The following is a 14,570-nucleotide window of genomic DNA, read 5'->3' as shown; positions in this document are numbered from 1 at the left end:
CCCGAGACAAGGCCGGTGAACCGGAGCCATGACCACGGGGAGGCGGGCACACTAGGTGCTGTGCCTGACCTGCGGAGAGTGATGATCTGGCTGGCTTTGGCGGGGTTGTTGGCGGGATGTGGTGGTGGGCCGCGGCCTGAGCGCCAGGCGAGTTCCCCGGCCGTCGCCGGCCCGACGGCCGCACCCGAGGGTTCCGCGTCCGCCGCCCGTTCCTCGGGTGCGTCTCGCGCCGCTGCGGGGCGGGCCGACGACGTCAACGGGGACGGGCACGCGGACCTGGTCGTCGAAGTGGACCTTCCCCGCGCTGACAGGCGTGACCTCGTGATCGTCCTTGGCTCCGCCCGGGGCCTGGACCAGCAGAGGCGGACGATCGTCCCGTCGGGGACGTTCTGGTCCTGGTTGATCGACGCGGGCGTCAGGGCCGATCTCGACGGGGACGGGTTCGGCGACGTCCTGGGATACGGCCGGTCGAACGACGCCGAGCGCATGCGCCCGCACATCTTCTGGGGCGGCCCGCGCGGGATCGACCCCGGGCTGCCGCCGACCCCGATGCCGCTGCCCGGCCAGAGCGACGTGGCGTCCTACCGTACGGTCGCCGGAGATTTCGACGGGGACGGCGCCGCGGACGTCGCGATGTCCACCCCGAGCGGCCGGAACGACACCAGCCTGACGATCCTGTACGGCCCCTTCACCCGCGAGGGCGTCGCCGCCCGGGAGAGCGTCCAGCCGTCGCCGACCGGCTCGGACTTCTGGCGGATGTCCGTGGACCGGATCGACGGGCGCCGGGCCACGGCACTGATCGTGTACGAAGGCGACGACGGCGAGCAGACCTCCGGCTGGCTGCTCGACGCCGGGCCCGGCGGCCTGGCGAAGGCAGGACGCAAGCTGAACAAGGGGATGGCGGCCGCGTTCGGCGACTTCGACGGCGACGGCACCAGGGACGTGGCCGTCGGCGACGACGGCGGTCGCAACAACGAGCCCGGCTACGAGACGGAAGCGCCCTCGGTCGATCAGACGTTGACCGTCTACTACGGGGATGGCCGTACCAAGGCGTTCACCGGCACTTCAGGCCCGGCGGTCGCCGGCGACTTCGACGGCGACGGGCGCGACGACCTCGCCTTCGGCGGCCGGAAGCGTCCCGTACAGATCTTCTGGGGCGGTGCGGGCGGTTTGCGCGCGGGTGGGGGAGTCGACGGGACAGGCCGGGCGGTCGTGCCGCTGGCGGCGGGGGACTACGACGGCGACGGCGACGACGAGCTCGCCCTGGCCGCCCGCGACGACGGCTACGAGGTCGTCGTCACGGACGGCAGGAGAGCGCTGAGCCGTTTCCACCCGTAGGTTCACACCGCCGTTTCGCGGAGTGCGGCGGCGTCGGCGATGCGCCGGTGCGCCAGCCGGATCGCCGCCTCGTACGGCACGATCCCCGCCGCCGTGGCCTCGCGGTAGACGTCGGTCAGGCGGTCGCCGATCTGGAGGGTCGCTTTCCGCGCCTCCTCGGGGGTGCCGCCGGCCATGTCGATGATCGTGCCGTGGATGACGCCGCCCGCGTTCACCACGAAGTCGGGCGCCCACACGATCCCGCGCCGGGCGAGCTCGTCGGCAACCGAGGGGGAGCCGAGCTGGTTGTTGGCCGGTCCGACCACGGCGGCGCACCGCAGCCGCGGCACGACCTCATCGGTCAGCATCCCGCCGAGCGCGGCCGGCACCAGGATGTCGGCCTCGGCGGTGAGCGCCGTCTCCGGGTCCACCCAGCGCGCGCCGAGCGTTCGCGCCAGCTCCTCGCGGCCCGGATCGATGTCGGCGACGGTCAGCTCGGCCCCCGCGTCGGCCAGCAGGCCGGCGAGCCGCCCGCCGACCTGCCCCAGGCCGACGATCGAGATCCGCTGCCCGGCCAGTGACGAGGTGCCGGCGAGGTGCCGCCAGGTCGCCTCGATGGCGGCGAACGTGCCCACCGCCGTCAGCTCCGACGGCTCACCGCTGCCGCCGTGCTGTACCGGCAGGCAGTGCACCCACGGCGTGCGCTCACGCGCGACCCACATGTCCTCGGCGCTGGTGCCGACGTCCTCGCCGGCGTGGTAGCGCCCGCCGAGGTCGTTCACCGCGTCGCCGAAGTCCAGCAGGGCGTTGCGGCGGCGCGCGCCGAGCGACGCCGTGCCCGGCGGCAGCACGATGACGGACTTCCCTCCGCCGAAGTCGAGCCCGGCCGCCGCGCACTTCAACGTCATGGCCGCCGACAGGGCGAGCGCGTCCGCCAGGCCCGCCTGCCAGTCCGGGTAGGGCCACACCCGGCAGCCGCCCACCGCGTCCCCCAGTGCGGTGGAGTGCAGCGCGATGATGATCGGCAGGCCGGAGCGGGCGCCGGTCCGGATCAGGACTTCCTCATGCTCCAGCACGGTGACTCCCTTACTTCGCCGGTACGGGCTTGCCCAGCATGACGCAGATGGCGGCGTCGATGAGCTTGCGGTCCGCGACCGCGAGCTTCTCGTCACGCAGGCCGAACAGGGTCGTGGTGACGACGGTGACCGTACGGCGGCCGGTGCTGTCGGTGTAGTTCTGGCTGGAATAGCCGGGGATGCCGCCGGTGTGCCCCCACACCGTGCCGCAGGAGTTGGTGTGGCGCTGCAGGCCGAGCCCGTATCGGGCGGAGGCGTCGCTGGGATCCTTCACCGTGACCCGCATCTGCGCGAGCTGGGCCGGAGGCAGCAGCTTGCCGGACATCAGCGCGCTGAGGAACCGCCCCCAGTCGCGCGGGGTGGAGACCACCGCGCCCGCCGCCCAGGTGATCGCGGGGTCGAGCCCGACGACGTCGACGTGGCCGACGCGCTGCGGCCCGGTGAACGACAGACCCGCGGCGACCTCGGGAAGGTTCATCTCGGCCAGGCGGGCGGCGTCGGGTTCGTAGCCGTGGGCCAGCCGGTCCCCGTCGCGTGAGCCGGCGTCGGCGGACAGGTAGGTGTGGCGCAGGCCGAGCGGACGCGCGATGCGCTGCTGGATCAGGTCGGCCACGGACCTCTTGGTGACCTTCTCCAGGATCATGCCGAGGGCGATGTAATTGGTGTTGCTGTAGGCGTGCTCCTTGCCCGGGGCGAACAGGGCCGGCTGCTGGAGGCCGAGGGTGAGCAGCTGACTGGGTGTCCAGGTCCGCTCATCCTGTCCGGTGAGCGTCTTGAGCGCGTCCGGGGTCAGCAGGTAATCGGCCAGGCCGCTGGTGTGGTCGAGCAGCATCCGCACGGTGATCGCGCGCCCGTTCTCGATGGCGGGCAGCCACGTGGCCACCGGATCGTCCAGCTTGAGCCGGCGTTCGGCGACGAGCTGGAGGATCAGGGTCGCGACCATGGTCTTGACGTTGGAGCCCATGCGGAACTGGCTGTCGGCGGTGAGGTGGTGGTCGTTCCTGGTCCACGACGCCTGCTCGGCGATCCGCAGCGGCTTGCCGCGGCCGGGGTCGACGCGCACGATCACGCCCGGGGCGCCCGCCTCGATCTCCTGCCGGGCCAGAGAGGTGAGCAGGGAGGCCGGCGTCGGCGCCACGTCGGCGGCCGCCGGGATCGTGGGCGCCACGACCGTCAGCGCGGTCGCCAGGGACAGCCCTGCCACTAATCGCGGGCGGGAATCGCGGTGACGCATGGCGGTTCTCCATCGGTGATGTCACGAGGCCTCTCCCCGCGGCTGGGATCAACGCTAAGACCGCCGGATATGCGGACAACAGCTGCAAATAATGCGACGAATGTTAGTTTTTTAATCGTGGACGCCATCGATCGTCAGATCCTTGACCAGCTGGTGCTCAACGGGCGGGCCAGCATGACGAAGATCGCGTCCGTGGTCTCGCTGTCGGTGCCCGCGGTGAAACGGCGGATCACCCGCCTGGAGCGGGACGGGGTCATCCGCGGCTACACCGCGATCGTCCAGGAGCCGGGTCCGGGCAAGATGCACGCGCTGGTGGAGCTGTTCTGTTCCGCGGACGCGCAGACCAAGGACGCGGCGCAGATCTTCGGAGCCCGGTCGGAGGTGCGGATGGCGTTCTCGGCCGCGGGCGACAGCGACGTGGTCATGCTGGTGCGGGTGGATGGCACCGATCACCTGGAGTCCCTGCTGCTCGACCTGCGCCGCCACCCGATGGTGCAGCGGACGCGGGCGCTGGTGCTGCTCAACAGCCTCGTCGATCGCCTCGTCACATGAGCGGGACGACCAGCCGATCCGCCGAGGCGCGGCGGGTGCGCCGGGAGCAGCTTCGCGACTTCCTGCGCACCCGCCGGGCGCGGCTCACGCCCGGCGACGTCGGCCTGGTGTCGGTGGGCCGGCGGCGGACCCCAGGGCTGCGGCGTGAGGAGGTCGCCGCGCTGGCCGGCGTCGGTGTGTCCTGGTACACCTGGCTGGAGCAGGGCCGCGACATCAACGTCTCGATCGAGGTGCTCGACGCGATCAGCGGGGCGCTGCGCCTCACCGAGCCCGAGCGCGCGCACCTGTACGTCCTGGCCGGCGTCAACCCGCCACCGGCCGATGGCGCCCTCGGGGCCGAGGTCACCCCGGAGTTGCGGCGGCTGCTCGACGCCTGGACGCCCCGGCCCGCGCTGCTGCGGGACCGCTACTGGAATCTGCTCGCGGTCAACGACGCGGCGCAGACGGTGTTCGGATTCGGCGGCACCGACCACAACTGCCTGATCTCGTTCTTCACCAATGCCCGATACCGGGGCATGCACGTCCACTGGGCGTCGGTCGCGCCGTCCGTCGTCGCCGCCTTCCGCGCGGACGCGGCGCACGCGCCCGACGACCCGGAGTTCGGCCGGGTGGTGGACGATCTGAGCGCGGTGAGCCCCGAGTTCGCCGAGATGTGGGCGCGACACGAGGTGGGTGTCCCGGTGCAGGTGGTGAAGGCGGTGCGCCATCCCGAGGCCGGTGAGCTGTTCTTCGACATGACGACCCTGGCCGTGGTCGACAACCCGGGCTGGTATCTGGAGCTGTACAACCCACGCCGGCCGTGAGCCTGGTGGTGCGGCTCACAGGTTGACCACGCTCTGGTCCGGTCGCCCGCCAGTCGGCAGGCTGAGCCCCATGACGCACACCATCTCCCGCTTCGACGGCAAGATCGCACTCATCACCGGCGGCACGAGCGGCATGGGCCTGGCCACCGCGCGACGGTTGCTCACCGAGGGCGCCCAGGTGGTCATCACCGGGCGCGACCAGGCCCGGCTGGACGCCGCGAGCAAAGAACTGGACAGCGGGGACCGGGTCCTGGCGCTGCGCGGCGACGTGTCGCGGTTGCCCGACCTGGACGCGCTGATGGCCGCGATCCGGGACCGGCACGGGCGGCTGGACGTGGTCTTCGCCAACGCGGGCATCGCCTCGTTCCAGCCGAACGGGGAGGTCACCGAGGCCGCATTCGACCACATGGTGGACATCAACTTCAAGGGGGTGTTCTTCACCCTCCAGAAGAGCCTCCCCCTGCTGTCCGACCACGCGGCGATCGTGATCAACGCCTCCTGGACGGTGCACCGCGGCCTGCCCGGCACCTCCCTGTACGCCGCGACCAAGGCGGCGGTGCACAACCTGGCGCACACCCTCGCGGCCGACCTGGCGCCCAGGAGAATCCGGGTCAACTCCGTCAGCCCCGGCTACATCGAGACCCCGATGTTCCACGACAACATCTCCGCCGAGGCGCAGGCCGCGGTCGTCGCCGGGCTGGCCGCCGGTCGCATCGGCGCCGCCGGCGACGTCGCGGACGCGGTCGCCTTCCTCGCCTCCGACGAGGCGTCGTACGTCAACGGGCAGGACCTCATCATCGACGGCGGCCTGGTCGCGGCCGTCGCTTGAGAACCGCTCGCGGCTGCCAGGCTCACCCTTCCTTACGTGACCGGCGTGGAAAGCGTCCGACCTTCTGACCGGCCTGTCGCGCGAAAGTGTGCGACTTTCTGTCCGGCCGGTCGCGCCGGGAACGGGTGGGAGGGGCGGCGCTCGGGCTCTCACCGTCACGCCCCGCGCTGTAGCTTCGTGGCTTCGCCCCCGTCCGTCATGGAGATCGGCTCATGCGCATCCTCGCGCCTCGTGGACGCCTGCCCCGAGGTATTCGGCTGCTGATCGTGGCGCGGGCGGTGAACCGGCTGGGGGCGTTCTCGCTCTCCTTCCTGACGGTCCTGATCAGCACCGACTTCGGGGTGAGCGCCGCCACGGCCGGGCTGGTCTCGGCCGGCTTCGGGCTGGCGACCGTGCCCTCCCGGCTGCTCGGCGGGCATCTGGCCGATCGGCTGGGGCGGCGGCGCACGATCCTGCTGGGGCTCATCGGCTGCGCGGTCGCCCAGCTCGGCATCGCGGCGGCCGGCTCGCTGGCCGTGGTCGCCGTGTTCGCGGTCCTGCTCGGGCTCGCCTTCGAGCTGTTCGAGCCGCCGAGCCAGGCGATGATCGCGGACGGCGTGCCCCCGGCCGACCGGGCGCGGGCGTACAGCCTGCTGAACGCGGCCCTGGCGGCGGCGGGCATGGGAGCCGGGCTGATCGCGGCGAGCGTGGGGCGATGGGACCTGCGGTGGCTGTTCGTCGTCGACGCGCTGACGTGTCTGGCGTGCGCGGTCATCATCGCCGTCGTCGTGCCCGCAGACGGCCCCCGGCCCGGCCGGGCGACGACGGCCGCCTCGTCCTCGGCCTGGCGGGATCCCGCGCTCCTCGCCATGCTCGGCTGCGGCACGCTGCTCGCCCTCGTCTACATGGTGATCATGATCCTGCTTCCGCTCGCGCTGCCCCGGTACGGTCTTCAGGCGGCGGACGCGGGCATCCTCTTCACCGTCTCCGCCCTCACCATCATCGCCGGACAGCCGCTGCTCCGGCTGAGACCGGTGGCCGCGCTGCCCCCCGCCGAGGGTATGGCGGTGGGCGCCGCGTTCATGGCGGCCGGCCTGGCCGGTTACGCGCTCGCCCACGCCCTGCCCGCCCTGGCGGTCGCGACCGTGATGTGGAGCGTCGGCGACCTGCTCATCATGGGGCGCGCGTACGCCGTCGTCGCCGACCTCGCCCCGCCGGAGGCCCGCGGACGCTACCTCGCCGTGTACGGGACCAGTTGGGGGTTCGCCACGGTGGCCGCGCCCATCGCGGGCACCCAGCTGCTCGAACGACTGGGCGCGGAAGGCCTGTGGGCCTGCCTGGCCGGCGTCTGCCTGCTCTTCGCCGCCGCCTCGATGAGCGTCAAGCGGCTGATCAGCCGGCCGAGCACGGCACCCTGAGGGCGACGACCGCCTCGCTCAGCACCTGCGCATCCACTCACGCGCCGAACTGCAGCCATATTTCTTGACTAATCAAGGAATTGAGTAGATAGTCCCATCCATGGCATTACGGCATGCGGTGCTGGCGGCGATGCTGGACGGCGCGTTCTCCGGCTACCAGCTCGCCAAGATCTTCGACGTGGGCGTGTCCAACTTCTGGTACGCCTCCCCGCAGCAGCTCTACACCGAGCTGGCGAAGCTGGAGAAGGCCGGGATGATCGCCGGTGAGCAGGTCATCCAGCTGGACCGGCCGAACAAACGGGTGTTCACGGTCACCGAGAAGGGCCTGGACGAGCTGGCCGCCTTCGCCGCGACCGCGTCCAAGCCGCTGTCCATGCGGGACGACCTGGCGGTGAAGGTCCAGGCCGTCGACCACCTCGACCCCGGCCCCGTGCTGGCCCAGCTCGACGAGCGGGCCGTCGAGGCCGCCGCCAAGCTGGCCCTGTTCGAGCAGGGCATGCGCAGGCTCCGGGGTGATCTGGCCGAGGAGGACTTTCTCCGCACGTCCCCCCGGGTCGGCCCGTACCTGACCTATCTGGCCGGATGCCGCCTGGAGCGGGAGATGCGCGACTGGTGCCTGACCACCGCCGCCCTGCTCCGCGCCCGTACGGCGAGCCACTGTGAGGAGGAGCGATGACCCGCTACACCCGGTATGTCGCGCTGGGCGACAGCCAGACCGAGGGCCTCGGCGACGGTGACGAGGTCCGTGGCTACCGGGGCCTGGCCGACCGCCTCGCCGAGCACCTGGCCGTGGCGTCCCCGGAGCTGCACTACGCCAACTTGAGCGTACGAGGACGCCTCGCCTCGCAGGTCCTCGCCGAGCAGCTCGGCCCGGCGCTGCGGTTACGACCGGACCTGGCCACGGTGATAGCCGGGATGAACGACCTGATCAGGCCCGGCTTCGACGCCGCCGCGGTGGCCGCGAGCCTGGAGGAGATGTTCGCCGCGCTCACCGGGGCAGGCGCGCACGTCCTTACGGTGACATTTCCGGATATCGGGAAGATCGCGCCTCTGGCCCGGCCGTTGCTGCCCCGTGTCCTCGCCCTGAACGAGCACATCCGCGAGGCCGCCGCCCGCCATCGTGTCACCGTGGTCGACACCTTCCCGCACGCCTTCGCCACCGACGCCAGGATGTGGAGCTCGGACCGCCTGCACGCCAGCCCCCTGGGACACGCCCGGATCGCCGCCGCCTTCGCGCACGCGCTCGGGCTGCCGGGCAGCGACGACACCTGGTCGGCCCCCCTCGAACCGGCCCCGCCGCGTGGCCGCCTGCGCAGCACGGGGACGGAGTTCCGCTGGATCGCCGGTTTCGCCGGCCCGTGGATCTACCGCCGCATCCGGGGCAGATCCTCCGGCGACGGCCGCACCGCCAAACGCCCTGACCTCGGCCCCGTACTGCTCCACGGCGAGGAGTGACGCGCGGCGCAGATTGGCCGCCATGGCTGGTGTCGAAAATCTGTAGTGGCGAGAGTAGACATTGGTCGCTGTGGGCGCTAATGTTTCTCACATCGCAAGGAACGGAACGGGCAGCAGGATCTAGCACCACGACGAACTGCCCGGAAAAGACGGAAGTTCAGGCAGAAGGTCGGACGAGACGGGCCAGCGCAGTGGCAAGAGGCCCAGACCGTGGACGCGCTGCCGAAGGTTTAAGTCGGACAGAGTTCAGATGATGCGAAGAAGGGAGTGTTGAACGCCATCGGGATCGCCCGTCGGCTCAGTTCCGCCGCGCGGGCACCGCAGCTCCACAGATAGGACGGTGGTCTACGGTTACGCATCCAAGATCCCGCACAGCCGCCGCCGAGTACGGCGGACGCGGAAGACAGTAAGCCGGCCGACTGGCCGGTAGATGGTGTTTGAACCTCTTCGGGGCCCCGGCGCACATGCGCCGGGGCCCCCTGTTGGCGTGTGAAAGGCATTAATGGATCAAACCCGCTCAGCAGCCGGCGGCGACAGGCACGCTCCCGCCGGCGCCGCAGTCAGTGCCGAAGATCGTTTCGATGACGAGGATTACCCCGCTTACAGCATGGGCGCGGCTGCGGAGATGCTCCAGGTCACCCCGACGTTCCTGCGAGCTCTGGGCACGGCCAAGCTGATCGAACCGCTACGTTCCAGCGGCGGTCACCGCCGCTACTCTCGCTACCAACTCCGCCTCGCGGCCCGAGCCCGGGAGCTCGTCGACCAGGGCACGCCCGTGGAAGCCGCTTGCCGGATCATCATCTTGGAAGACCAGTTGGCCGAGGCGCTGCGCATCAACGACGCCCGCGACCGGCCGGCCGGACCGTAGCTCTCTGCTCTTTCATGCGGACACGAACACGGCCCGGTGTCCTGCCGTGTGAGGCAGGACACCGGGCCGTGACAGCGGCTTCAGGTGCAGTGGCTCAGTGACACCGGCTCAGTGAGGCGGCTCAGCCTGCCGCGCGCCGCAGCTCCAGCCGTACCCTGGCCAGCCACGCACCCCAGCCGTCCTGTGGCCGGCTGTCCTTGATGCGCAGGTAGAACGTCCCCGTCTGGCCACGCAGTTCGCCGAGGTCGAGCGTGCGCTCCTCGCGGTTGGCCAGGTCGCGCACGTTGGCGTCCTCCTGCAGGACGGTCCGCCAGGTCTGGTTGTCGGGGGAGACCTGGACCAGGAACTGGTTGCCGATGTCCAGCGTCAGCGACCCGCCGGTCACCTCGGCCGGCAGCGCGAACCGGTAGGTGGCGTGGCTGTCGCCGTCGGTGAATCGGGCGCGTCCGTCGTACACCTCGCCGTCGAGCTGGGACGCACCCGCCTCCAGGAGCCAGGGCGCCTCGGCCGGGGTGCCGGGTGTGAACTGCACGGTGTCGCCGAGCACCGTCACCGTCGCCTGCGCGCTCGCCGAGCCCGAGGTGAGCTGGATCGGATGGGTGCCGGGACCGGCTGTCGCCGGCACCGCCACCTGGAACTCCACCGTCTGGGACTCGCCCGGCGCGACGGGCCCGAAGTCGGCGGACGCGGGCTGGACGGTCCAGCCCTGCGGCGCGGTCGCGGTCAGCCGTCCGGAGGCGGGCCGGGCGTCGTGGTTGGCCACGGTCGCCGACAGCGTCACGCTCTCACCGGGGGTGCCGAAGACCCCGCCGGCCTCGATGGCCAGCGACGAGGTGGCAGGCGGCTCGTGGGTGAGCAGCTCGACCTCGGCCAGCGAGGTCGGCGACCCAGCGGACCCGGTGAACCTGAGCCGGTACTGGTCGTACGAGCCAGGGCTGTGGATCTTGAACGGTCTGGTCTGCTGCCGCCACTGGAAGCTCTCCCCGGTCCGCTTGTCGATCGTCTTCCACGCGTTGCCCTTGGTGAGCCCTTCCAGCACCCAGCCGGCCGGATTCCCGGTGAGCTCGCCGGTGCCGGAGGTGAGCGTGTAGAAGCGCGCCTGCTCGTCGCCGGGGAAGGTGTACTGGATCCACTCGGGCAGCGTCGCCTGGCTGGCCGAGTCGTTGTCGAACAGCGCGCTCACGTCGGCGTCGCCGAACCCGGTCGCGGTGCCGCGCCCCGGCCCGGTGGCGTCACGCAGCGGCTCGGGGATCCGGTTGTCGTCGGTGATCGAGGGCGGCGCGGCGTCCCGGCCGGTGCCCCACCGCGACGGCTTCGGCCCCATCTCGAACACCAGCTCGCCGCCGTCCGCCAGCAGGTCGTGGGGGAGGTACGTCTTCCCGTACGGCCTGCCGTCGACCTTCAATCCCTGCACGTAGACGTTGCGGTCGCTGTTGCCGTTCGCCCTGACGACCAGCTTCTTGCCGTTCTCCAGACGTACGGTCGCCTTCTCGAACAGCGGGGAGCCGATCGCGTAGGTGGGGCTGCCCATCTGCAGCGGGTAGAAGCCGAGCGCGCCGAAGACCTGCCAGGCCGACATCTCCCCGTTGTCCTCGTCGCCGGGATAGCCCTGGCCGATCTCGCTGCCCAGGTACAGCCGCGAGAGCGCCTCGCGTACCTTGGCCTGGGTCTTCCACGGTTGTCCCGCGAAGTTGTACATGTACGGGATGTGGTGGGAGGGCTGGTTGCTGTGGCCGTACTGTCCCATGCGCACGTCGCGGGCTTCGCGCATCTCGTGGATGATCCCGTTGTACGAGCCGGGGAACGTCGCCGTCTCCTGGGTGGCGAAGAACGTGTCCAGCTTGTCGGCCAGCGCGTCCGCGCCGCCGTACAGGTTGGCCAGTCCGCGCCCGTCCTGCGGGACGTGGAAGGCCATGTTCCAGCCGTTCGTCTCGGTGTAGTCGAAGCCCCACTTACGCGGGTCGTAGGCGCCGGGTTTGTTGCGGAAGGACCCGTTGGCGTTCCGGCCTTGGAAGAAGCGCACCGCCGGGTCGTACATGTGCACGTAGTTGAGCGCCCGGTTGCGGAAGTACTCGTACTCCTCCAGGTAGCGGGCGCGTTCCGCGCCCCGGGAGCGCTCGGCCAGCGACTTGGCCATGTTCGCGATGCCGAAGTCGTTGATGTAGCCGTCCATCGCCCACGACATCGCCTCGCCGGTCGACTCGATGCTCGTGTACCCGAGGAAGGCGGAGGTGGACAGGCCCTTGCGGCCCACGTGGCGGGTGGTCGGGGTGACCGTCGCGTTCTTGACGGCCGCCTGGTAGGCGGTCGCGGCGTCGAAGCCCTTCACGCCCTTCAGGTGGGCGTCGGCGAAGGCGACGTCGGAGCTGGTGCCGACCATCAGGTCCGCGTACCCCGGTGACGACCACCGCGCGATCCAGCCGCCGTCCTCGTACTGTCGCACGAAGCCGTCGACCATCTCGCCGGCCGCCTTGGGGGTGAGCAGCGCGTACGCGGGCCAGGTGGTGCGGTAGGTGTCCCAGAAGCCGTTGTTGACGTACACCTTCCCGTCCGCGACCTTCGCCCCGGTCTCGGTGGGGGTGCTGGGCGGGGTGCTGGTGGCCGACTGCACGGCGTGCTTGTACACCGGCGCGTCCGCGGTGCCGGTGTTCTCGAAGCCGGAGTTGGGATACAGGAACAGCCGGTACAGGTTGGAGTAGAGCGTGACCAGCTGGTCCTTGCGCGCCCCTTCGACCTCGATGACGCCCAGCTTGGCGTCCCAGGCCCGGCTCGCCCGCTCGCTGACCTTCTCCAGCGTGTCCGAGGCGGCGATCTCCAGCTCCAGGTTCCGCCTGGCCTGCTCCACGCTGATCAGCGAGGACGCGATCCGCATGGTGACCGTGCGCGACTGCCCGGCGTCGAAGGCCAGGTAGCCCAGCACGTTGTCGCGGCCCTGGCCGGTCAGCTTGCCGCCGCCGGTGACGGGACGGTCGAAGACGGCGTAGTAGAACATCCGGGTCGCCCCGGTGGACAGGTCGCTGCGCACGTCCGAGTAGCCCGTCACCACGCCGCCGGAGGTGTCCAGGGTCAGGCCGCCGTCGTTGTTCACGTTGTCGAAGACGATCTTGGCCGAGTCGCCGGGGAAGGTGAAGCGGGCGAGCGCCGCGTGATCCGTCGGCGCGATCTCGGTCTTGAGCCCGTTGTCGAACGTGACCCCGTACAGGTGTGGCTGCGCGACCTCCCGCTCGTGCCGGAAGGGCAGCGCGCGGACGGCACGGGACGGGTCCGGCGTCCCTTCGGCCGCCGACGGCATGAACTGGAACGTCTGCCGGTCGCCCATCCACGGGCTCGGCTCGTGGCTGGCGGTGAACGCCTCGATCTCGGGCAGGTTGGCCGCGTTGTTGTCCCGGTGGTACTCGTACAGCCAGCCCGTCGACTCGGCGTTGGTCATCGGTGACCAGAAGTTGAACCCGTGCGGCACGGCGGTGGCCGGGAAGTTGTTCCCCCGCGAGAACCCGCCGGTGGAGTGGGTGCCCCGGGTGGTGATCACGTGCTGCGACGGCCGCTCGTCACCTCGCGTCCGCCGGCCCTCGTACGGCTGCCGCTTGCGCTCCGAGACGAGCTTGATGTCGTCCACCCAGCCCCGGAACCCGGCCTCTCCTTCAGCGGAGTCGTAGGCCACCAGGATGCGGCTGATCCGCTTGCCTCTGGCGACCTTGCCGATCTCGGCGTGCTTGTAGTTCCACTGGTCGGCGTACAGGGTCTTGGACTCGCCCTGGGCGCGCGGCGTCAGCCGGACCCCGTGCTGGTCGACGGCCTTGAGGTCGCTGAGGTAGGTGCCGTCGCTGAAGGCCAGGTCCACGGCGACGTACGTGCCGGGGTAGCGCAGGTCGGCGGCGGTGAACTCGGGGAAGACGACGTACGACAGCTCCATCCGGGACGTGACCGGGATGTCCACCTCGAACACCTTGTTGGTGGAATGCCCGCCGTCCTTCGCGGTGGTGCTGCCCGCGTACGTGAAGGCTCGCGAGCCGGAGAAGCCGGCGCGCGGCTTGGCGGTGAACCCGCGGGTCGGCCCGTCGCCGACCTGGCTGCGCACGTCGCTGGGCGGCCTGGGGCCGCGCTGCCCGTCCGACAGCTCCCACTCGGCCAGCTGCAGGGTGGAGCCGCTGCCGATGCGGGTGATGTTCAGCCGGTAATGGGCGTAGGCGGTCGCGTTCTCGAAGCGGTACTCCTTGCGCTGGTGGCGCTCGGTGAACGTCTCGCCGGTACGGGTGTCCAGGGTGGTCCAGTCCTGCCCGTCCTGGGAGCCCTGCAGTTGCCAGTCGCGGGGGTCGCGCTGGGGCTCGTCGTCGGCGGAGGTCAGCGCGTAGTGCGTGACGGCGACCGGGCTGGACAGGCCGTACTGCGCCCAGCCTGTGCCGGTGAACACCAGCCACTTGGTGTTCGCGTCGGTGTCGGCCAGGTGCTCCTTCATCTCGCCGTTGGCCGCGTACTCGCCGTTGACGCTGATCTGGGTGATCCGGTCGGAGAGGGTGCCCTCGATGCCGCCGATCAGGATGCCGGTGACGTTGGCGGCCTTCTTGACGCCCCGGGCGTCGGTCTCGGGGGTGTTGAGCCAGGTCGGCTGCGGATCGCCGGGCTCGAAGGAGGAGACGAAGGCCGCCCCCTCGTCCCGCGCCAGCTTCTGGCCGTCCTGCGCCGCGCGCCGCTCCACCTCCGCCGACGGCGCCTGCTCGGTCTTCCTCGGGTCGGGGAGCGGGCTGTGGGACGGGCCGGGGGCGGGAGTGCCCGAGGGGCCGGGATTCGGTACGGGATCGGGGCCGTGCCCGGCGGTCAGCGCGGCGGCGGCGGGGGCGGCGAGGGTGACGGCGATGGCGGCGGATAAGAGCGCGGTCAGGAGGGATCGTCGGTGAGGGCGCTTCATGGGGGGAACCTCTCGTGCGTCAGCCGGTACGGGGACTGAGCAGCGTCACGAAGGCGGCTGCGGGGGGTGCGGTTATGACAACGTTGTCAGCGAGTGATCTGTTAAGGAAGTTTTCAAACCGTCAGCGCCTTGT

General features: G+C 70.9%; 11 protein-coding genes. 8 read left to right on the top strand and 3 right to left on the bottom strand.

What is annotated here, in order from left to right:
- The first annotated feature begins 60 nt into the window (after positions 1–60).
- Entirely contained in the window at positions 61–1,338 is a 1,278-nt protein-coding gene (locus ACIBQX_RS31045; protein ID WP_397010684.1) for an FG-GAP repeat domain-containing protein, read from the top strand.
- A 2-nt stretch (positions 1,339–1,340) separates the two neighbouring features.
- Here ACIBQX_RS31045 and ACIBQX_RS31040 read toward each other — a convergent pair whose 3' ends face one another.
- Both ACIBQX_RS31040 and ACIBQX_RS31035 read right to left on the bottom strand, forming a co-directional pair.
- A complete protein-coding gene (locus ACIBQX_RS31040) occupies positions 1,341–2,393 on the bottom strand; it encodes a Glu/Leu/Phe/Val dehydrogenase dimerization domain-containing protein (RefSeq protein WP_397010682.1) in 1,053 nt (350 codons plus the stop codon).
- 10 nt (positions 2,394–2,403) lie between these two features.
- Positions 2,404–3,627 (bottom strand): serine hydrolase domain-containing protein, encoded by a 1,224-nt coding sequence (locus ACIBQX_RS31035; protein ID WP_397010680.1) that lies wholly within the window; start codon positions 3,625–3,627, stop codon positions 2,404–2,406.
- A gap of 117 nt (positions 3,628–3,744) precedes the next feature.
- Here ACIBQX_RS31035 and ACIBQX_RS31030 point away from each other — a divergent pair, with 117 nt between their 5' ends.
- From ACIBQX_RS31030 to ACIBQX_RS31000, 7 genes are all read left to right on the top strand, one after another.
- A complete protein-coding gene (locus tag ACIBQX_RS31030) occupies positions 3,745–4,179 on the top strand; it encodes an Lrp/AsnC family transcriptional regulator (protein WP_397010678.1) in 435 nt (144 codons plus the stop codon).
- Positions 4,176–4,982 carry a helix-turn-helix transcriptional regulator gene (locus ACIBQX_RS31025; protein ID WP_397010676.1) on the top strand — a complete coding sequence of 269 codons (807 nt, stop codon included), beginning with the start codon at positions 4,176–4,178 and terminating at the stop codon, positions 4,980–4,982. The genes ACIBQX_RS31030 and ACIBQX_RS31025 overlap by 4 nt, the downstream gene beginning before the upstream one ends.
- A gap of 70 nt (positions 4,983–5,052) precedes the next feature.
- Positions 5,053–5,811: a glucose 1-dehydrogenase gene (locus tag ACIBQX_RS31020; RefSeq protein ID WP_397010674.1), complete on the top strand. Its 759-nt coding sequence runs from the start codon at positions 5,053–5,055 to the stop codon at positions 5,809–5,811.
- A 212-nt stretch (positions 5,812–6,023) separates the two neighbouring features.
- Positions 6,024–7,208, top strand: coding sequence for an MFS transporter (locus ACIBQX_RS31015; protein WP_397010672.1), 1,185 nt, complete (start codon positions 6,024–6,026; stop codon positions 7,206–7,208).
- A 100-nt stretch (positions 7,209–7,308) separates the two neighbouring features.
- Positions 7,309–7,884: a PadR family transcriptional regulator gene (locus ACIBQX_RS31010; RefSeq protein WP_397010670.1), complete on the top strand. Its 576-nt coding sequence runs from the start codon at positions 7,309–7,311 to the stop codon at positions 7,882–7,884.
- A complete protein-coding gene (locus ACIBQX_RS31005) occupies positions 7,881–8,663 on the top strand; it encodes an SGNH/GDSL hydrolase family protein (protein WP_397010668.1) in 783 nt (260 codons plus the stop codon). Before ACIBQX_RS31010 ends, ACIBQX_RS31005 begins: the two co-directional genes overlap by 4 nt.
- Before the next feature lie 607 nt (positions 8,664–9,270).
- Positions 9,271–9,531, top strand: coding sequence for a MerR family transcriptional regulator (locus ACIBQX_RS31000; RefSeq protein WP_397010666.1), 261 nt, complete (start codon positions 9,271–9,273; stop codon positions 9,529–9,531).
- A gap of 121 nt (positions 9,532–9,652) precedes the next feature.
- On the opposite strand, the gene ACIBQX_RS30995 is transcribed toward ACIBQX_RS31000, so the two are convergent.
- The gene (locus ACIBQX_RS30995; RefSeq protein WP_397010664.1) at positions 9,653–14,437 is read right to left on the bottom strand and encodes a GH92 family glycosyl hydrolase; all 4,785 of its coding nucleotides are present in this window, start codon (positions 14,435–14,437) and stop codon (positions 9,653–9,655) included.
- Between the last annotated feature and the right edge of the window lie 133 nt (positions 14,438–14,570).

Origin of the sequence: Nonomuraea sp. NPDC049714, from assembly GCF_044465295.1 — a bacterium.
GTDB lineage: Bacteria > Actinomycetota > Actinomycetes > Streptosporangiales > Streptosporangiaceae > Nonomuraea.
This window is presented reverse-complemented; position numbering and strand designations above follow the sequence as displayed.